Source organism: Thioalkalivibrio sp. ALE21, assembly GCF_003208255.1.
Taxonomy (GTDB): Bacteria; Pseudomonadota; Gammaproteobacteria; order Ectothiorhodospirales; family Ectothiorhodospiraceae; genus Thioalkalivibrio; species Thioalkalivibrio halophilus.
On the sequence record NZ_QKMA01000002.1, the window covers coordinates 1 to 18,967 of the forward strand.

At 68.1% G+C, this 18,967-nt stretch carries 17 protein-coding genes; 8 read left to right on the top strand and 9 right to left on the bottom strand.

All coding sequences use genetic code 11. The features are described 5' to 3' along the window. Positions 1 to 259, top strand: a 259-nt coding sequence (locus tag D893_RS01665; RefSeq protein WP_146220533.1) for a transposase, incomplete at its 5' end; no start/stop codon positions are given. A 71-nt stretch (positions 260 to 330) separates the two neighbouring features. Here D893_RS01665 and D893_RS01670 read toward each other — a convergent pair. The 3 genes from D893_RS01670 to hpnD are packed head-to-tail and all read right to left on the bottom strand — an operon-like array spanning position 331 to position 3,338. Beyond that, complete coding sequence (locus tag D893_RS01670; protein WP_018947927.1) at positions 331 to 1,137, bottom strand: SDR family NAD(P)-dependent oxidoreductase; 807 nt, start codon at positions 1,135 to 1,137, stop codon at positions 331 to 333. Continuing rightward, complete coding sequence (gene hpnE, locus D893_RS01675; protein WP_110619011.1) at positions 1,134 to 2,477, bottom strand: hydroxysqualene dehydroxylase HpnE; 1,344 nt, start codon at positions 2,475 to 2,477, stop codon at positions 1,134 to 1,136. The genes D893_RS01670 and hpnE overlap by 4 nt, the downstream gene beginning before the upstream one ends. 6 nt (positions 2,478 to 2,483) lie before the next feature. Continuing rightward, a complete protein-coding gene (gene hpnD / locus D893_RS01680) occupies positions 2,484 to 3,338 on the bottom strand; it encodes a presqualene diphosphate synthase HpnD (protein WP_110619012.1) in 855 nt (284 codons plus the stop codon). Between the two features lie 124 nt (positions 3,339 to 3,462). Here hpnD and hemN point away from each other — a divergent pair, with 124 nt between their 5' ends. Next, positions 3,463 to 4,857, top strand: coding sequence for an oxygen-independent coproporphyrinogen III oxidase (gene hemN / locus D893_RS01685; RefSeq protein ID WP_110619013.1), 1,395 nt, complete (start codon positions 3,463 to 3,465; stop codon positions 4,855 to 4,857). 228 nt (positions 4,858 to 5,085) lie between these two features. Here the strand turns inward: hemN and wrbA are convergent, their stop codons facing one another. From wrbA to D893_RS01705, 4 genes are all read right to left on the bottom strand, one after another. Beyond that, positions 5,086 to 5,706: an NAD(P)H:quinone oxidoreductase gene (wrbA, locus tag D893_RS01690; RefSeq protein WP_110619014.1), complete on the bottom strand. Its 621-nt coding sequence runs from the start codon at positions 5,704 to 5,706 to the stop codon at positions 5,086 to 5,088. A gap of 90 nt (positions 5,707 to 5,796) precedes the next feature. Then, positions 5,797 to 8,595: an EAL domain-containing protein gene (locus D893_RS01695; RefSeq protein ID WP_018947788.1), complete on the bottom strand. Its 2,799-nt coding sequence runs from the start codon at positions 8,593 to 8,595 to the stop codon at positions 5,797 to 5,799. A 60-nt stretch (positions 8,596 to 8,655) separates the two neighbouring features. Then, on the bottom strand, positions 8,656 to 9,048 hold the full coding sequence (locus D893_RS01700) for a DoxX family protein (RefSeq protein ID WP_018947789.1): 393 nt from the start codon (positions 9,046 to 9,048) through the stop codon (positions 8,656 to 8,658). Positions 9,049 to 9,083: 35 nt separating this feature from the next. Then, complete coding sequence (locus D893_RS01705) at positions 9,084 to 10,016, bottom strand: phosphate/phosphite/phosphonate ABC transporter substrate-binding protein (protein ID WP_077244911.1); 933 nt, start codon at positions 10,014 to 10,016, stop codon at positions 9,084 to 9,086. 285 nt (positions 10,017 to 10,301) lie between these two features. Between D893_RS01705 and D893_RS01710 the strand changes: the two genes are divergently transcribed. Together D893_RS01710 and D893_RS01715 are read left to right on the top strand one after the other, a co-directional pair. Beyond that, on the top strand, positions 10,302 to 11,384 hold the full coding sequence (locus D893_RS01710) for a hypothetical protein (RefSeq protein ID WP_077244910.1): 1,083 nt from the start codon (positions 10,302 to 10,304) through the stop codon (positions 11,382 to 11,384). Next, positions 11,381 to 12,202, top strand: coding sequence for an OmpA family protein (locus D893_RS01715; RefSeq protein WP_110619015.1), 822 nt, complete (start codon positions 11,381 to 11,383; stop codon positions 12,200 to 12,202). The genes D893_RS01710 and D893_RS01715 overlap by 4 nt, the downstream gene beginning before the upstream one ends. Here the strand turns inward: D893_RS01715 and glnD are convergent. Both glnD and map read right to left on the bottom strand, forming a co-directional pair. Then, on the bottom strand, positions 12,123 to 14,840 hold the full coding sequence (glnD, locus tag D893_RS01720) for a [protein-PII] uridylyltransferase (RefSeq protein WP_110619016.1): 2,718 nt from the start codon (positions 14,838 to 14,840) through the stop codon (positions 12,123 to 12,125). The genes D893_RS01715 and glnD overlap by 80 nt on opposite strands. A gap of 31 nt (positions 14,841 to 14,871) precedes the next feature. After that, positions 14,872 to 15,657: a type I methionyl aminopeptidase gene (gene map / locus D893_RS01725; protein WP_018947794.1), complete on the bottom strand. Its 786-nt coding sequence runs from the start codon at positions 15,655 to 15,657 to the stop codon at positions 14,872 to 14,874. Between the two features lie 213 nt (positions 15,658 to 15,870). Here map and rpsB point away from each other — a divergent pair, with 213 nt between their 5' ends. From rpsB to frr, 4 genes are all read left to right on the top strand, one after another. Next, complete coding sequence (gene rpsB, locus D893_RS01730; RefSeq protein ID WP_024329411.1) at positions 15,871 to 16,635, top strand: 30S ribosomal protein S2; 765 nt, start codon at positions 15,871 to 15,873, stop codon at positions 16,633 to 16,635. Between the two features lie 63 nt (positions 16,636 to 16,698). Beyond that, a complete protein-coding gene (gene tsf, locus D893_RS01735) occupies positions 16,699 to 17,568 on the top strand; it encodes a translation elongation factor Ts (protein WP_018947796.1) in 870 nt (289 codons plus the stop codon). A 104-nt stretch (positions 17,569 to 17,672) separates the two neighbouring features. After that, positions 17,673 to 18,407, top strand: a complete 735-nt coding sequence (gene pyrH, locus D893_RS01740; protein WP_018947797.1) for a UMP kinase — start codon at positions 17,673 to 17,675, stop codon at positions 18,405 to 18,407. Next, on the top strand, positions 18,404 to 18,961 hold the full coding sequence (frr, locus tag D893_RS01745; RefSeq protein ID WP_018947798.1) for a ribosome recycling factor: 558 nt from the start codon (positions 18,404 to 18,406) through the stop codon (positions 18,959 to 18,961). Before pyrH ends, frr begins: the two co-directional genes overlap by 4 nt. Positions 18,962 to 18,967: the final 6 nt, after the last annotated feature.

Consider the following 18,967-nt stretch of genomic DNA (forward strand, 5'->3'; position numbering starts at 1 on the left):
GGGCACCTCGATCCAGCGGCAACCGCGGCTGGCGAAGACGGGGTCAAGCGGTCTGCGACGCAAGCTCTACATGGCAGCGATCGCCGCCGCGCATCACAACGCCGACGTTCGGGATCAATACCAGCGCCTGTTGCGGCGTGGGAAGGCGAAGATGGCCGCGATCGGCGCCGCAATGCGGAAGTTGCTCCACATCGCCTTCGGTGTGCTGAAGTCGCAGCAGCCGTACCAACCTCGCTGTAGCACCGGTTGCAGCCAGTAAGCGAGACACGGTATCTACGGACGGTTCGGGGAACGGTAGGAGGCCGGCCCCCCGGCCGATCGGGGCCGGAATCAGCCGTCGTAATCCGGGGGGAGGGGGCGGATCGGGAGGTGGCCTTCGAGGCGCAGGTTGTGGCCGGTGACGGCCGGGTCGCCGGGGTCGAGGAAGTAGAGATACGGCCCCACGGTGTCCTCCGGTGCCGGCAGGCTGGCCGGGTCTTCGCCGGGGTAGTGCGCGCGGCGGAAGCGGGTGCGCACCGGGCCGGTGTCCACGCCGTTGACGTGGATGAAGCCGCCTTCGTGGCGGTGTTCCCGGTGCAGGATCTCCAGCAAGCTTTCCTGCGCCGCCTTGGCCATGCCGAAGGCGCCCCAGTAGGCGCGGCTGGCGTCCTGGGTGGAGATCACCAGACTGCCGGTCGGGCTGGCTTCCAGCAGCGGAATGACGGCCTGCACCAGGAAGAACGGCCCGTTCAGGTTGGCGTTGACGACCTTGAACCACAGTTCCGGGTCGTACTGCTTCAGCGGGGTGAGGGTGCCGGCCCACCCGGCATTGAGGACCACGCCGTCCAGCCGGCCGAGCGAGTCACGGATGCTCTCGGCCATCTCGCCATAGTCCTTGACCGTCGCCCCCTCGTGGTTGAGCGGGTAGATCGCGGGCTGCGGGTGCCCGGCGGCCTCGATGGCATCGTACACGCGCTCCAGGCCCTTGATGTCCTTGTCCAGCAGGACCACCACGGCACCGGCGGCGGCGCAGGCCTCGGCGATCTGGCGCCCAATGCCGTCGGCCGCGCCGGTCACCAGGATCACGCGGTCGGCAAAGGCGCCGGGTTCGGGCCGATAGTCGATCAGCTTCGGGATGTCGAGCGGGGTGTCGGTCAAGAGAGGTCCTCCATGAGCAGATGCGCCGATTCTAAACCGGAGCGCACCGCGGCTTCGAGGGTGGAAGGGAGTCCGGGGACCAGATAGTCCCCGGCGAGCAGCAGATCCCGGCGCGCGGTGCGCGGTTCGGGGCGGCGGGTGTCGATCCCGGTGCAGGCATCAAAGGTCGCGCGGCGTTCGCAGACCGCGTGCTGCGCGACCGGGGTGTCCAGCCCGGGCACGCAGCGGGCCAGTTCCGCGGCCACCGTCGCGCCGCGGGTGTCGGCATCCATGGGTGCGGCGTCGTCGGCGGCCGAGGTGACCACGGCCACCCACTCCGGATGCCCGCTGACGCGGCGCGGCACGGCCCACTGGCCGTACTGCCCCAGCAGTCCCAGCAGGGGCGGCAGTTCATCCACCGCACGCGGGTAGCGCAGGTACACGGTGCAGATGCTGCGCCCGCCCATGCCGCGGATGCGCTCGCGCAGGTCGCCCGGGTCGGCGGCCTCGGGGAGCAGCCCGGCGGCGGCGGCCGGGGCGGTGGCCACGATCACGGCGCGTGCCTCGCTGCGCCGGCCACCGCGATCCTCCAGCATGACCGGCGAAGCCCCCGACCCGGGGGCTTCGGGCAGTTCGATGCGCCGGATGCGCCGTCCGAGGTCGATGGTGGCGCCGCGTTGCCGCAGTTCGGCCAGCGCCGGTTCCGGGTAGATCGCGCCCAACGGCCATGCCGGCAGCAGCAGGCGTGCGGCCTCCGGGCCGTGGGTCAGGGCCTCACGCAGCACCTCGCGGAACACCTGCGCCGAGGCGCTGCGCAGCGGGGTGTTCATGACCGCCAGGCACAGCGGCTCCCACAGGCGTTCGATCAGCGCGGGCGGCTGGTGGTGGTACTGCAGCCAGGCGCGCACCGGTCGGTCCTGATGCAGCGGGCCGTGCAGCAGGCCGACCGCGCCGAGGGTTGCGCGCAGCCGTACGCCCAGCGGTTCGGTTTTCAGGGCGGCGTACAGCGCGCGGCCCAGCGCCGGCAGGCGCGGCGAGGCCGGGTTCAGGCGCAGGGCCTCGGTGCCGTCGGCGGCTCGCAGTTCCAGACCGAAGGGCAGGGCGTGGAAGGCCTGCTCCGGGTCGACGCCCACCGAGCGGATCTGTGCCAGCGCCGCTTCGCAGGCGCCCACCAGGATGTGCTGGCCGTTGTCCAGTGTAGTCCCGTCCAGGGTCAGGCTGCGGGCGCGGCCGCCGGCCACCGCTGCGCTGTCCAGCAGGTGCACCGGGTGGCCGGCGCGCGCCAGCGCGAGCGCGGCGGTGAGGCCGGCCCAGCCGGCCCCGACCACCGCCACCGGACGGGCGTCGGGCGGGACGGACACGCGGGCTCAGCCGCGCCGGCGTTCGCGGCGCAGGCGGCGGTAGGTGCGCCAGGCGATCCACAGCTTGCGCAGCGGGGTCAGGTGAACCCGGTGCTCCAGCACGCGGTAGCCGTCATCGGCGATCTCGTCCAGCAGGCGGCGGTAGATCGCGGCCATGATCAGGCCCGGGCGCTGGGCGTAGCGGTCCGCTGCCGGCAGTTCGGCCTCGGCCTTGTCGTAGTAGCGCCGGGCGCGCTCGGCCTGCTCCGCGAACAGTGCGCGGTGGCGGTCGTCGGTGAGGTTGCGCTGGAACTCCTCCGGGCGCACGCCGTGTTTCTGCAGTTCGTCCATGGGGATGTACACCCGCCCGCGCATCGCGTCCTCGTGCACGTCACGCAGGATGTTGGTCAGCTGCAGGGCCATGCCGAGATCGTGGGCGTACTTGAGCGTGCCGCGCTCGGTGAAGCCGAAGATGTGCGCGGAGAGGATGCCGACCACGCTGGCCACACGGTAGCAGTACAGCGACAGCGTGGTGAAATCGGGGTAGCTGTCGTAGTCGAGATCCATCTGCATGCCGTCGATGATCTCGTCGAAGTACTCGCGGCCCAGATCGAACGGGGCCAGATGCGGCTGCAGCGCGCGGGTGATGGGGTGCTGCGGGTCGCCGTCGTACAGCCGTTCGATCTCGCCGCGCCACCAGTCCAGCTTGGCGCGGGCCACGGCCTCCTCGCTGGTCTCGTCGACCACGTCGTCCACCTCGCGGCAGAAGGCGTACAGCGCGGTGATCGCGCGACGGCGGTCGTCTTCGAGGAAACGGAAGGCGTAGTAGAACGAGGAGCCGCTCTTTGCGGCCTTTTCTTTGCAGTATTCGTCGGGTGACATGGTTTCTCGGGGCCGGGCCGGATGTGCGCGCAGAGGCTAGCATAAGGCGGGTTGGGTGACCTGCCTCAAGCCCCGGGGTGCGGCCCGGGGGTATCATGGGACGGTCCGCCCACAGGAGTGCCCGATGGAACAGAGCCTGATCTTCGACCGCGAGATGCTGCAACGCTACGACGTCAGTGGCCCGCGCTACACGTCCTATCCCACCGCGCCGCAGTTCCACGAGGGGTTCGACGACACCACCTATGCGGTGCAGGCCGAGCGTTCGCAGGCCGACGGCGTCACGCGTCCGTTGTCGCTGTATGTGCACGTGCCGTTCTGCGACACGGTGTGTTTCTACTGCGCCTGCAACAAGGTGGTGACCGGCAATTACGAGCGCGCGCGCAGCTATCTGGATTACCTGGATCAGGAAATCGCGCTGCAGGGGCGGCTGTTCCACCCGGAACGCCCGGTGGAACAGCTGCATTTCGGTGGTGGCACGCCCACCTACCTGAGCGATGCCGATCTGGATCGGGTGATGGATTCGCTGGGTCGCAACTTCAACCTCTCGGACGGGCCGGAGCGCGAATTCTCCATCGAGATCGACCCGCGGGCTCTGCGCGAGGGCACGCTGCCGCTGCTGGCCGAGCGCGGCTTCAACCGCATCAGCCTGGGCGTGCAGGACTTCGATCCGGACGTGCAGCAGGCGGTCAACCGCGTCCAGCCGTTCGAGGTAACGGCCGGGGCGATCGAACAGGCGCGGGCCTGCGGCTTCGGCTCGACCAACGTGGACCTGATCTACGGGCTGCCGAAGCAGACGGTGGAGACCACGCGGCGGACCCTGGAACAAACCCTGGAGCTGCGGCCGGAGCGGCTGGCGATCTACAACTACGCGCATCTGCCGGAGCGCTTCAAGGTGCAGCGCCAGATCAACGAGGACGAGCTGCCCTCGGCGGCGGAGAAGCTGGCGATCCTGGAGACGACCATCGGCATGCTGACCGATGCCGGTTATGTGTACATCGGCATGGATCATTTCGCGCTGCCGGACGACGAGCTGGCCCGCGCCCAGCGCGCCGGCACGCTGCAGCGCAATTTCCAGGGCTACTCCACGCGTGCCGACTGCGACCTGGTGGCGATGGGGCCGACCGCGATCGGGCGTATCGGCGATACCTACAGTCAGAACGTGCGCGAGCTGGAACAGTACTACGCGCGCCTGGATGCCGGGCGCCTGCCGGTGTTCCGCGGCATCGTGCTGTCGGATGACGACCGTCTGCGACGCGAGGTGATCACCGACATCATGTGTCATTCGCATCTGGATTTCGGCCGGGTGGAGGCCCGCCACGGCATCGATTTCCGTGAGTATTTTGGTGCGGAGCTGGAACGGCTGGACGAGATGGAACGGGACGAACTGGTGCGCGTGGGCGAGCGCGAGCTCGACGTGCTCCCGCGCGGGCGCATGTTGCTGCGCAACGTGGCCATGGCCTTCGATGCCTGGCTGGACCGGCCGGAGGCCGCGCCAGTGAAATACAGCCGGGTGGTGTAGGAGGCCGGCCCTCCGGCCGATTTGGCGCGGTGGGTTGCCGGGGCTTGATCGGCCAGGGGGCTGGCCCCCTACGGGTCGCACCCTGCCCCCGGCAGGAGGCCGGCCCTCCGGCCGATCGGCCCCGGCGGGACGGCGAGAACCCAATCGGCCAGGGGGCTGGCCTCCTACGGGTCGACCCCGGCCCCGGTGGGAGGCCGGCCCTCCGGGCGATTTGGGCCAGGGGTGTTGTCAGCCGGCGGCCTGGCCCAGCTTCTGGGCGCGGGCGACTTCGGCGACGTGGCGGCCCTGGGATTCGGCCATGCCGAGTTCGGCCTCGGTGGGCTGGCGGCTGCCGTCGCCGTCGGCCAGGGTGGTGGCGCCGTAGGGGGTGCCGCCGCTGATCTGGCCCATTTCCAGCAGGCGCTTTTCGGTGTACGGCAGGCCGACGATGGTCATGCCGAAGTGCATCAGGTTCACGATGGTGGAGATCAGGGTGGTCTCCTGGCCGCCGTGCTGGCTGGCGGTGGAGCCGAACACGCTGCCGATCTTGCCCACCAGGCGGTCGTTGAACCACAGCGAGCCGGTCTGATCCAGGAAGTTCGCCATCTGTGCGGCCATGCGCCCGTAGCGCGTGGGTGTGCCGATGATGATGGCGTCGTAGTCGGCCAGCTCCTCGGGGCGGGCGATCTCGGCCGGCTGGTCGAGCCGGGCGCCGGCGCTGCGGGCGACATCCTCTGGCATGAGTTCGGGTACGCGCTTGATGGTGACCTCGGTGTCGGCGACGCCGCGGGCGCCCCGCGCCTCGGCTTCGGCCATCTGCTCGATGTGGCCCCAGGTGGAGTAGTACAGCACGAGTACTCGGGTGGTCATGGCGGGTCCTTTCTTGCGGGATATTTCCCCAAGGTTAGATCCTGACCAGCCGAATGAAAATCGCCATTTTGGCGATCGAATATTCGGTTTTTACGAATCGTTTTCGCCGGAGGCCGGGGCCAGCGGCTCGCCGGTGCCGGCGAGGGCCTCGACGGTTTCGATGGTTGCGGGACGGCCGTACAGAAAGCCCTGGAAGTGCCAGCAGCCCAGGTGCATCAGGAACGCGCGCTGGTCTTCGGTCTCCACGCCTTCGGCGATCACGTCCAGGCGGAGGGTGTGGGCGAGGTTGACCACCATCTCGGCGATGGCGGCGTCATTGGGATCGTCGAGGACGTCGCGCACGAAGGACTGGTCGATCTTGAGCTGGGATAGCGGCAGTTGCTTGAGATAGGCCAGCGACGAGTAGCCGGTGCCGAAGTCGTCCAGGGCGAAGCCGATGCCCAGCTCGCGCAGCTGCTGCATGTTGTCGATCGCGTGATCGATGTCTTCCAGCAGCATGCTCTCGGTGATCTCGAGCTTCAGCCGGGGGCCCGGCGCCCCGGTGGCCTCCAGCAGGCCGGCGAGTTCGGCGACGAACGTACCGTGGCGGAACTGGCGCGCGCTCACGTTCACCGACAGGGTCAGGTCGCGCAGGGCGGGGTCGTGTTTCCACTGCGCCAGGCGCCGGCAGGCCTCCTCCAGCACGCGCTGGCCGATGGGCACGATCAGCCCGGTCTGCTCCGCGACCGGGATGAACTCGCCGGGCGAGACCCAGCCGCGTTCCGGGTGCGCCCAGCGCAGCAGGAGTTCGGCCCCCACCGGGCGGTCGTCGCTGTTGACCTGCAGCTGGCAGTGGACCTCGAACTCGTCCCGGCGCAGGGCTTCCCGGAGCTCGGTCTCGAGCTGGAAGCGGGCTTCCACCGCGCGGTGCAGCTCGGGGTCGTAGAAGCGCACGGTGTTGCGCCCGGCGTTCTTGGCCCGGTACATCGCCAGGTCCGCCTGCTTGAGCACTTCCTGCACGCCGAGGTGGTCGCCGCTGAACAGGGTCGCGCCGATGCTGGGGCTCACGTGGCGGTCCTGGCCGCCGATCGGGAACGGCTCGCGCATCAGCTCGATCAGCTTGCGTCCCACCGCCTCGGCCTGGGTGGCAGCGCGATCCTGGTCGGCGTTGAGGTCGTTGAGCACGAGGACGAATTCGTCGCCACCCAGGCGTGCCAGCGTGTCGGCCTCGCGGGTGGTGGAGCGCAGGCGCGCGGCGACCTGCTGCAGCAGTTCGTCGCCCACCGCGTGGCCGAGGGTGTCGTTGATGTCCTTGAAGTTGTCGAGGTCGAGGAACAGCGCCGCGCCGTGCAGGCCGGTTCGGTGTGCATGGGCCAGCGACTGACGCAGACGGTCGTGCAGCAGCGTGCGGTTCGGCAGGTGGGTGAGGTTGTCGAAGAAGGCGAGGCGGCGCACTTCTTCTTCCGCCCGCTTGCGGTCACTGATGTCCATGATGGTGCCGAACAGGGCGATCACGCGGCCGCGTTCATCGCGCCGGGTGCTGGCGAACACGCTGACCCAGCGGGCATCGCCTTCCCGGGTGCGCAGGCGGATCTCTTCGGCAAAATCACGGTCCTGTTCGCCCTGCATCAGGGTGTGGCAGACCTGGTCGGCCTCGGCACGGTCCTCGGTGGCGACGAATTCGCACAGGCTGCGGCCGAGGCTCTCGTCCACGCTGAAGCCGGTCAGCTTCTCCCAGGCCGGGTTGAGCAGGGTCCAGCGGCCCTCGGCGTCGGTGCGGAAGATTACTTCCGAGATGTTGTTGACGACCTCCTCGTAGCGCGACTCGCTCTCGTGCAGGGCATCCGCCGCCTGGCGGTGGGCGGTGATGTTGAGGGTCAGGCCGCGCAGCACCGGGCGCCCCTGGTCGTCGGCAGCCCACGACTGGATGTCGCGCAGCCACATCCAGTAGCCGTCGCGGTGGCGGAAGCGGTAGTCCACCAGGCGGGGCTTTTCGGAAGGATCCCGGGAGGTATCCTTGACCCGCGACAGGTCTTCGGGATGGATGCGCCGCACGCGCAGCCCCGGGCGCGCGAGGCGCTCGACCGGATATCCCAGGAGATGGCGGGTGTCGCCGGCGATGAACTCCCAGTGGCCGGTCTGCGGATTGGCCTCCCACAGGAGGGCGTCGGCTCCGCCCAGCATGGATTCCAGGCGCGCAACGGAGCGGTTGAGACGGGTATTCTGCTGCTCGATCTCGCTCTGCGTGGTCTCCAGGTGTTCGGCGACGTTGTTGAACGTGCGGGCGAGATCGCCGAATTCGTCGCTGGAGGTGACCTTCAGGCGATATTCGAGATTGCCGCGTTGCAGGGCCTGGCCGCCCAGGTTGAGCAGCCGCAGCCGGCGGGTCACGATCAGCGCGAAGAGGGTCCCCGCGGCCATGGACAGGGCCAGCACGCCCAGGGCCAGGGCGATGTTGCGGTGCAGCAGGTCGGTGGCGAGGGCGTCGATGTCATCGGTGGAGTACTCGACGTGGATCGTCCCGAGGTGCTGCCCGGCCAGATCCACCGGGATGCCCATCTCCAGGGTTCCGGGTTGCTGGTGCAGGCCGTCGTGTTCGGGAAGGCTGGCGGGCACCGAACCCACCTCGGCCATGCGTCGGCCGTCCGCGTCTTCGACCACCGCGTAGCGCAGGGTTGTGTCCTGCTCCAGGTCGTCCAGCAGCTCCTGCAGCATGCCGGGGTCGGCGTAGGCCAGACCGGGCCCGACGGCCGAACTCAACAGACGGCCCTGCTGGTCGGCGAAGCGTTCCAGCACCTCGGCCTGGTTGTCGCGGATGAGCGAGGTTCCGCTGGCCATCAGCACGATGACCATCACGGCCTGGATGGCGACCGTGCCGATCGCGACCTGCGCGGCGAAGTTCAGGCGCATGGGGTCAGGCGCGGGTCCGGGGCCGGTTGCAGGTGGAGAGAAGGGCGGTGGCCAAGGGAGTCAGCTCCGGTTGACGGAGTAATGGCCCGGGCCGGTGAGTGCCAGTGCCGCCGCGGCAAACAGGAACATGCCCTGCAGTTCCAGGACCCAGCCGCCGTGGGCGGTCAGGTCGGTCAGTTCGTGGGCATGGGCGAGGGCGATGGCGAACACCATGTTGATCGCGATCAGCACCGCGCCGATGCGCGCATACAGTCCCAGGATCACCAGGATCGGGGCCAGGACTTCACCGATGTAGACGCCCCAGGCGACGAACGCGGGCAAGCCCGCGCCCACCACCATGGACTCGATACCGCTGATTCCGCCGAGGATCTTGTCGACTCCGTGCAGCAGGATCATGACGCCCAGCGCGAGGCGCAGGACCAGTTTTCCGGTGTCGTCGAGCATGCTGTCCATGGTGTTCCCCCGTTGTGGTTCGAGTGGTGGCGGGTTCAGCGGTCCGTCGCGGCCGGTTCGCCGCTGTCCGGAAGGACAAAGCCCGGATCCGGCAGCGGCATTATGTCCGGGATGGCGTCCGTGTCGAACCTTGCAAAGCCCCGGTGGCCCATGCGGTTCAGGCGCTCGCGCCCTTCCGGCGTGTCGCTCAGGGCGGTCAGCTGTCCGGCCAGGTCAACGGTGGAAGGCAGGCGGTCCTCGCGCGCCAGGATGACCGCGCCCGGGAAGCGCGGCGTGCGCATCAGCATGCGCACCAGTTGGCCGTCCCGCAGGGAGATCAGGCGTTCCCGGTCCGGGTCACGCGTTTCAGGACGTGCGGAACCCGCCTCGTCATCCACCACCATGATCGCAGCATCCGCAAGGCCGCGCTGCAGCGCGTCCAGGGCGGTCTCGTGATGGGAATAATAGATGTACTCGGGCGGATTGTCCGCCAGTGGAAGATCCAGGAGATAACGCACGGCCACGGTGCCCATGCTCAGACGCGGCGGGGCGGCGATGGTTTGCCCGGCCAGGTCCTGTACCGAGTCGATCGGGGAATCGATCGGCGTCACGATCCGCGCGGAGAGGCGGTGGGTGGCCGCGACCAGCGGACGGTAGTCGCCGTGCGTGCGGGCGCGCCGGGCCAGATGGGACCCGGTGAGCACCAGATCGTAGCGGCCCGCATCGGTTCGCCCGAGGAAGATTTCGAAATTGCGTGCGGTCTCGATGCGCACTTCGCGGTCGAGGGTCTGCGCCAGCCAGTCCCGCAACGGTGCATAGCGCTGAAACAGGGTTTTGGGGCTGGCGAACGGAAGGATGCCCAGGGTCACGGGGTCGGCATCCGCCGCGGGGCCCTCCGCCGTCTGCGCGGCGGCGGGGAGTGCCGCGGCCATGGTCCCGAGGAGCAGGACCAGGGTCAGGATCAGGGGCAGGTTGGTGCGGCCTGGCATCGGGGCCTCCCGGGCAAATCAGTCCCTCAGGGTAGCGTTTCTGGCGGCGCTTTGCCGCCCGCAGGCGAGTGGCGCCCGGCGGCGTGACGGGTTGTTGACGGTACGGGCGTGAGTGGAGCAGCGTGGCGCGCCCGACGGTGTCGGAAGGTCGACGTTTGTCGGGCGGCGCCCGTGCGCGCGGGGCCTGTGTCCGGTGGCCCTGATCTTGCTTGCGGATCCGGGGAGTGGGCATGGCCATGGCGCCGCGGGCGTTTCCCGGGCGCCGACACCCGGACAGGAGCAAGCATGACACAGTGGTTGAACGGACTGGCGAGCGCCCTGCTGGGGGCGCTGGAGGCACTGACGCCGATGACCGTGATCGGCGCGTTTTCCCTCGGCCTGCTGGTCCTCGCCGGTCTGGCGTTGGCGGGCATGGTACTGGGGCGGATGACGCGGCTGCAGGCGGCGGCCCCGGCACTGCTGACCACGCTGGGGATCCTCGGGACCTTCCTCGGGGTGGCGATCGGGTTGCTGGACTTCGATGCGGCGCGGGTCGAGGCCTCGGTGCCGGCGCTGCTGGAAGGGCTGAAGCTGGCGTTCGTTACCAGCATCGTTGGCATTGCGCTGGCGGCCCTGTTGCGCCTGCTGCAGGTGCTGCGGCCCGAGCCCGCCGCCGCGGATGATCCGGACGCGGCCGGGGGCGCGGGCGCCGCGGGTGGCAACGGGTTGCCGCAGGAGCCGGCCCTGGTGCCGGATCTGTTGCGCGAACAGCGCGATGCGATGCAGGCGGTGGCACAGCGCCTGGAGGCCATGGACCGCGGCCTGGAGGAACGTCAGCAGCGCCAGCATCGCGAGACCCTGGAGGCACTGGACGGGCTGGCGGAGCGCATGAGCGAGATGAGCAGCGGCCATCTGGTGGCGGCGCTGGAGCAGGTAATCCGTGACTTCAACACGCGCCTGGGCGAACAGTTCGGCGAGAATTTCCGCCGCCTGGATGCCTCGGTGGGTCGCCTGCTGGAATGGCAGGGGCAGTACCGCGACCAGATGGAGGAACTGCGGCGGGCGTTTGATCAGGCACGCGAGGGCATGGAGCACTCCGGCGCCAGCCTGGAGAAGCTGACCGATCAGGCCTTCCGCATCACGCGGCACGTGGAGGATCAGGATGCGACGTTGTCCAGCCTGCGCCGCGAGACGGTGGAGCTGGAGGCCCTGCTGGGCTCCATCGCGGCGCTGCGGGATCGTGCGACCGAGGCCTTCCCGGCGATGGACGCGCGTCTGGAGGGCATGCTGGAGAGCCTCGAGAACGCGATCGAGGCGGGACAGGCCGCGCAGGCCCGCTGGTCCGCCACCGAAGGGCGCAGCATGGCGGCCGCCGGGGGGCGCTCGTGATCCTGCGGCAGCTGTTTGCGCGGCGGGCGCGGGCTGCGGGGGGAACGCCTTCCGAGCAGGGTGCACAATGGCTGGCGGTGGCCGATCTGATGGCCGCGCTGATGATGATCTTCCTGTTCATTGCGGTGCTGCACATGGTGCAGGTGGAGCGTTCGCAGGCGGCCCACGAAGAAACCCGCAGCGAGGCGCTGGCGCTGCGCGATGCGATCCACGCCGCGTTGCTGGACGAATTCGCGGAGGACCTGGAGCGCTGGAACGCGGAGCTGGACCGCGAGGATCTGACGCTCAGCTTCCGCGAGCCGGAGGTGCTGTTCGAGCAGAGTTCGGCGGCGATCCGGCCGCGCTTCGAGGCCATCCTGGAGGATTTCATGCCGCGCTATGCCGAGCGTCTGCGGCCGTTCGCCGGGGTGATCCGCGAGGTGCGCATCGAGGGCCATACGTCCAGCGAATGGGCCGGGGCGGAGGACGCGCGCGAGGCCTATTTCGCCAACATGGACCTGAGTCAGCGGCGCACGCGTTCGGTGCTGGAATACGCCTGGGGTCTGGAGCGCGTGCGCGGCGAGGACTGGTTCCGCGAGCGCGTCGCGGCGGTCGGGATGTCATCCTCGCGCCGAGTGCTGGATGAGCGCGGACGCGAGGATCGCGAGGCATCAAGGCGGGTGGAATTCAGTGTGCTGACGGATTTCGAGTCGCGCCTGCTGGGCGAGGCGGGCGAGCCGGGCGCCGCGGAGGCGGGGGTCATGCCGGTCCCGCGTCCGCTGCATTCGGACTCCCATTCGGGCCCGCATTCGAACTCGGGGGCTCCGACTCCCGGATAGCTTCCAGCAGGGCCGCGCGCAGGCGTTCGCGTTCGGCTGCGGTGAGCGGCCGGCGGTCGCTGCCGGTGAGGGTGAAGCTGTCCTCGACCTGTTCCCCGGCGGTGGCGATGCGCGCGGTGCGGATGTCGGTGTCGTGCTCGGCCAGCACATGGCCGACGGTGGACAGCAGGCCGGGGCGGTCCAGCGCGCGGATGCGCATGCGCGTGGCACCGCCCGGCGAACCTTCCTCGAATTCCACCCGGGTGTCGACGTCGAAATGCTTCAGCCGCCGCGGGAGCTGGCGCTGCACCGGGGCCGCGCCGACGGCGCCATCGCGCAGCGCCCGGTTGAGGGTCGCGCAGATTTCCTGGGTGCGGTAGCCGGATTCGACGGTCTGGCCGGCGTTCTCCAGCACCAGAAAGGTGTCCAGGCTGTGACCGTCGGCGGTACTGATGATGCGGGCGTCGACGATGTCCAGACCGAGCTGGGCGAGGGCGGCGGTGGTCCGCGCGAACAGGCGCGGGTGATCCTCGGCATAGACGAAGACCTCGGTGCTGCCGCGCGAGGTGCGCGGGCGGACCAGCACCAGGGGCAGGTCCTCGAGGTCGTTGTTCAGCAGGGCCTGGGTGTGCCAGGCGATCTCGTCGGGCGAATGGCGCAGGAAGTATTCGTCGTCCAGGCGGCCCCACAGCACGGCGGCATCTTCCCCGCCAATGCCCTGCGGCGCCAGCAGTTCCAGGGTCTCGCGGCGGGTCTGGCGGATCTGTTCCTCCATGTCCGGCGGCCGGTCGAGCCCGCGGTCGAGGACGTTGCGGGTGGCGTGGTACAGCGTCTGCAGCAGGGAGTCCTTCCAGCTGTTCCACATCTCCGGGTTGGTTCCGCGGATGTCGGCGATGGTCAGCAGATAGAGGAAGTCGAGGCGCTCCGGCGAGCGTACCTCGCGGGCGAATTCCATCACCACGTCGGGGTCGGAGATGTCGCGGCGCTGGGCGGTCAGGGACATCAGAAGGTGCGAACGCACCAGCCAGGCGACCAGCGCGGCGTCCGCGTCCGACAGCCCGTGCTGCTGGCAGAAGTGCAGTGCGTCCTGTGCGCCCAGCTCCGAGTGATCGCCGCCGCGGCCCTTGGCGATGTCGTGGAACAGCGCGGCCAGCACCAGGCGTTCGGGGCGTTCCAGGCCGGCGTGGATCTCGCTGGCCAGCGGGTGTTCATGGGCGAATTCGGGCAGGGCGAGACGGCGCGCATTGCGCACCACGTGCAGGGTGTGTTCGTCGACCGTGTAGACGTGGAACAGGTCGTACTGCATGCGCCCGATGATGCGGCCGAAGGCGGGCAGGTAGTTGCCCAGCACGCCGTAGCGGTTCATGCGCCGCAGCTGGCTGGTGATGCCGCGCGGGGCGCGCAGGATCGCCATGAACAGCTCGCGGTTGAGGCGGTTGCGGCGGAAGTGGCCGTCAATCAGGTGCCGGTGGGCGCGGATCAGGCGCACCGTGGAGGCGCGGATGCCCTGGATCTCCGGGTGCTGCTGGAGGATACGGAAGACTTCCAGCAGGGCCGGCGGGTAGATCATGAAGACCTGGTCGTGGGCGACTTCCAGATAGCCGCCGCGGACCTGAAAGCGGGGATGGATGCGTTCGGGCTGCTGGAGCTGCTCCGGGTCATCCAGGATCGCCTCGTTGAAATGCTGCAGCAGCAGTTCGTTCAGGCGCTCCAGGTCGTTGATCGTGCGGAAGTAGCGCTGCATGAACTGCTCGACCGCCCGGTTGTGGTTCTGGTCGACGAAGCCGAAGGTGCTGGCGAGCTGACGCTGCAGGTCGAACAGCAGGCGGTCCTCGCGCCGGCCGGTGAGCATGTGCAGGGCAAACCGCACCCGCCACAGGAAGTTCTGCCCCTCCACCATTTCCTGGAACTCGCCCTCGCGCAGAAAGCCGAGCGAGACCAGCTCCTCGATCCGTTCCGCGCCGAAGTGGCGCTTGGTCACCCAGCCGATCATCTGGATGTCGCGCAGTCCGCCGGGGCCTTCCTTGACGTTGGGTTCCAGACGATAGGCGGTTTCGCCGAAGCGACGATGGCGGGCCTGCTGTTCGGCCAGCTTGGCGGCATAGAAGCTGCGCGAATCCCATACGCGATCGGCCTCGATCGTGGCGCGAAAGTCGTTGAAAAGGGCCAGGCTGCCGCTCACATAGCGCGACTCGATCAGGTTGGTAACCACCGTGATGTCGTCGCGGGCCTCGCGGGTGCAGTCCTCGATGCTGCGTACGCTGTGGCCGACCTCGATGCCGATGTCCCAGAGGAAGGTGACGAACTCGCCGATGCGTTCGGAGCGCGTGGCGTCGTGTTCGCCCGTCACCAGGATCTGGATGTCGATGTCGGAGGCCGGATGCAGTTCGCCCCGGCCGTAGCCGCCGACCGCCACCAGACACAGGTTCGGGTCGGCGGCGAGGCCGAACTGGGCCCAGATCAGGCGCAGGAGGTCGTCGATCCGGCGGGCGTGGCCGAAGATCAGATCCTCGATCGCCACCCCGTCATGGAAGCCCCGGTACTGCTGTTCCACGATCCCCCGGCGATATTCGCGGAACCGCGCGATGTCACCGGGGTGGCGGCTGAGCTCCCGGTAGTCCGCGCTGCTGTCGGTCAGGGCGGGTTCCGTGTTGGCCATGCGCGCCTCCGGGGCGGTGTCGGGACGGATGTCAGGCCGCCGCTTCCTGCGGCGGGGTCTCATCCTTGCGCAGGGTCAGGATCTCGTAGCCGTCGTCGGTCACCAGCAGGGTGTGCTCCCACTGGGCCGAGGGGCTGCGGTCCTTGGTGACCGCGGTCCAGCCGTCGGCCAGCACTTTGGTGTGGCGCTTGCCCGCGTTGACCATGGGTTCGATGGTGAAGCACATGCCGGCTTCCAGCACCATGCCGGTACCGGGCTTGCCGTAGTGCAGCACCTGCGGGTCCTCGTGGAAGCCGCGTCCGATGCCGTGGCCGCAGAACTCGCGCACCACCGAGCAGCGCTGCTTTTCGGCGTAGGTCTGGATGGCGTGGCCGATGTCGCCCAGGGTCGCGCCGGGGCGCACCTGCTGGATGCCCAGGTACATCCCGGTGCGGGCGACGTCGATCACCCGCTGCGCCTGGATGCTCGGCTTGCCGACCGTGAACATGCGGCTGGTGTCGCCGTGGAACCCGTCCTTGATCACCGTGACGTCGATGTTGACGATGTCGCCGTTCTTGAGTGTGCGATCCCCGGGGATCCCGTGGCAGACCACGTGGTTGACCGAGGTGCACACGGACTTGGGGAACCCCCGGTAATTCAGTGGCGCGGGGGTCGCCTCCTGGTCGTTGACGATATAGTCATGGCAGATCCGGTCGAGCTCGCCGGTGGTGACGCCGGGGGCGACATGGGGCTCGATCATCTCCAGCACTTCGGCGGCCAGACGGCCCGCCACGCGCATGTACTCGATTTCTTCCGGGGTCTTGATGGTGACGGACATGGGGTCTCCGGACGCGGCATGACGGGCCGCGCGTGCTTGGTTCGAATAAGCGTTCTATGCTATAAAGCGCGCGCTTCGCTGGCAATTCAGCGGAGACTCGCAACCTTAATCCACACACGTATCGACACGGTCTGTCGGGTGCTGGTTCGCACAAGCGGATCGGTTTCAGGCCGGGATGCGTGGAGGCCCAACCCGTACAACAGGAGAACACTCATGTCCCTCGTGACCATGCGTCAGATGCTGGAGGCCGGCGTCCACTTCGGCCACCAGACCCGTTACTGGCATCCCAAGATGGCGCCGTACATCTTTGGCGAGCGCAACAAGATTCACATCATCAACCTGGAGAAGACCCTGCCGATGTTCAACGACGCGTTGAACTTCCTCGGCAAGGTTGCGGCCGACGGTGGCCAGATCCTGTTCGTCGGCACCAAGCGCTCCGCGCGCGATGTGGTCGCCGAAGAAGCCCGCCGCGCCGGCATGCCGCACGTGACCCACCGCTGGCTGGGCGGGATGCTGACCAACTTCAGTACCGTGAAGCAGTCGATCAAGCGTCTCAAGGATCTCGAGACCATGGACAGCGACGGCTCCTTCGACGTGCTGAACAAGCGCGAGGCGCTGTCCCGCCGTCGCGAGAAGGACAAGCTGGACCGCGGTCTGGGCGGCATCAAGGACATGAACCGCATGCCGGATGCCATGTTCGTGATCGACGTCGGCTACGAGCGCATCGCGGTCAACGAGGCGAAGAAGCGTGGTATCCCGGTGGTCGCCGTGGTCGATTCGAACAACCCGCCGGATGGCGTGGACTACGTGATCCCGGGCAACGATGACGCGATGCGCGCGATCCAGCTGTACGTTGCCGCGATCGCCGACACCATCGTCGAGGCCAAGGGCACGATGACCACTGCCGCCGGCGAAGAGGCGTTCGGCCAGGCCGAAACGGCCGAAGGTGCCGAGGCTTCGGCCGCCGACCAGGCTTGATGAAACCGGCCGGCCGCGATCCGCGCGGCCGGCTCCGCAAGAATTCTTCAGGAGTTGATTCCGATGGCAATCAGTGCTGCCCAGGTTAAGGAACTGCGCGAACGTACCGGCGCAGGCATGATGGAATGCAAGAAGGCCCTCACCGAGGTGGACGGTGATCTCGAGGCCGCCGTGGAAGCCATGCGCAAGTCGGGCATGGCCAAGGCCGACAAGAAGGCCGACCGCGTGGCCGCCGAAGGTCGCGTGGAGATCGTCAGCGAGGGCAATCGCGCAGTAATCGTGGAGGTCAACTGCGAGACCGATTTTGTCGGCAACGACGACAACTTCCGTGCGTTCGCCACGCGCTGCGCGCAGACCGCGCTGAACACCGAGGCCACCGACGTGGATGGCCTGATGAATGAAGAAGTCGAGGGCGAGAAGCTGGAAGAGCATCGCACCCAGCTGGTGGCCAAGGTCGGCGAGAACGTGCAGGTCCGCCGTTTCGAGCGCCTCAACGCCGAGGGTTCGCTGGGCGCCTACCAGCATGGCGCGCGCATCGGCGTGCTGGTGGCCCTGGACAAGGCCGACGACGAGCTGGCGAAGCACATCGCCATGCACATCGCGGCCCAGCAGCCGGTGTGCGTGGACGAGGACGAAGTCCCGACCGAGATGCTCGACAAGGAACGCGCGATGTTCAAGGCCCAGGCCGAGGAATCCGGCAAGCCGGAGAACATCATCGAGAAGATGATCGAAGGGCGCATCCGCAAGTACCTCGGCGAGATCACCCTGGTGGGTCAGGCGTTCGTGATGAACCCGGACCAGACCGTGGGCGACCTGCTCAAGGAGAAGGGCGCAAAGGTCACCGGCTTCGTGCGCTACGAAGTGGGCGAAGGTATCGAGAAGAAGAGCGAGAACTTCGCCGAGGAAGTGATGGCGCAGGCCCGCGGGGCCTGAGCCGGCCGGGCCGGATCCTGCGGGGTCCGGCCTGCCCGTAACAAGCAGCATTTCAGGATTAATACCACTCCGATCCCGTCAGCCAGCCCGAGAAAAGGAACCCGATGAGCCAGGACACGCAGCCCGCCTACCGACGCATCCTGCTGAAGCTGAGCGGGGAGGCCCTGCTGGGGGAACATCATTACGGTGTCGATCCGGCGGTGCTGTCGCAGGTGGCCGAAGAGGTCTGCGAACTCTCGCGGCGCGGGGTCGAGGTGGGTATCGTCATCGGGGGCGGCAATATCTTTCGTGGCGCCGGGCTGGCCGAAGGCGGCGTGGACCGCGTGACCGGCGACCACATGGGCATGCTGGCCACGGTGATCAATGCCCTGGCCCTTCAGGACGCGATCGAGCGGGCCGGGCGCTTCTGCCGGGTGATGTCGGCCATCCGCATCAACCAGGTCTGCGAGGATTACATCCGCCGGCGCGCGGTGCGGCACCTTGAAAAGGGCCGGGTGGTGGTGTTTGCCGCCGGCACCGGGAACCCGTTCTTCACCACCGATTCCGCGGCCAGTCTGCGGGCGATCGAGATCAATGCCGATCTGATGATCAAGGCCACCAAGGTGGACGGAGTGTACGATGCGGATCCGTTCACACAGACGGACGCACGGCGTTTCGACAGGCTCACCTACGACGATGCGCTGGAGCGGCGTCTGGGGGTGATGGACACTACCGCGCTGGTGATGTGCCGCGACAACGAGCTGCCGATACGAGTCATGAACATGTTTGCGAAGGGGGACCTGCAGCGCCTGGTGATGGGCGAGTCGGTGGGAACCCTGGTCGAGGGGTCCAGGCAATGACAGATGCGACGATCAAGGATGCGCGCGAGCGCATGGACAAGACGCTGGAATCTCTGCGCTCGGAGCTGGGCAAGATCCGCACCGGGCGTGCGCACCCCAGCCTTCTGGATCACGTGCACGTGGAGTATTACGGCACCGAGGTGCCGATCAACCAGGTGGCCAACGTGAATGCCGAGGATGCCCGCACGCTGGCGGTGCAGCCCTACGAGAAGGACATGATCGGCAAGATCGAAAAGGCGATCATGACTTCCGATCTGGGGCTCAACCCGTCGTCCCAGGGGATGGTGATCCGCGTGCCGCTGCCGGCGCTGACCGAGGAACGGCGGCGCGAGCTGGTCAAGGTGGTCAAGTCCGAGGCGGAGGGCGCCCGCGTCGCGGTGCGCAACATCCGGCGAGACGCCAACAATACCTTCAAGCAGCAGGTGAAGGACAAGGACATCTCCGAGGACGACGAAAAGCGCGCTCAGGACGAGATCCAGAAGCTGACGGATGATCACATCGCGCGCATCGACAAGATGCTCGCCGACAAGGAAAACGAGCTGATGGAGGTCTGACGGCCT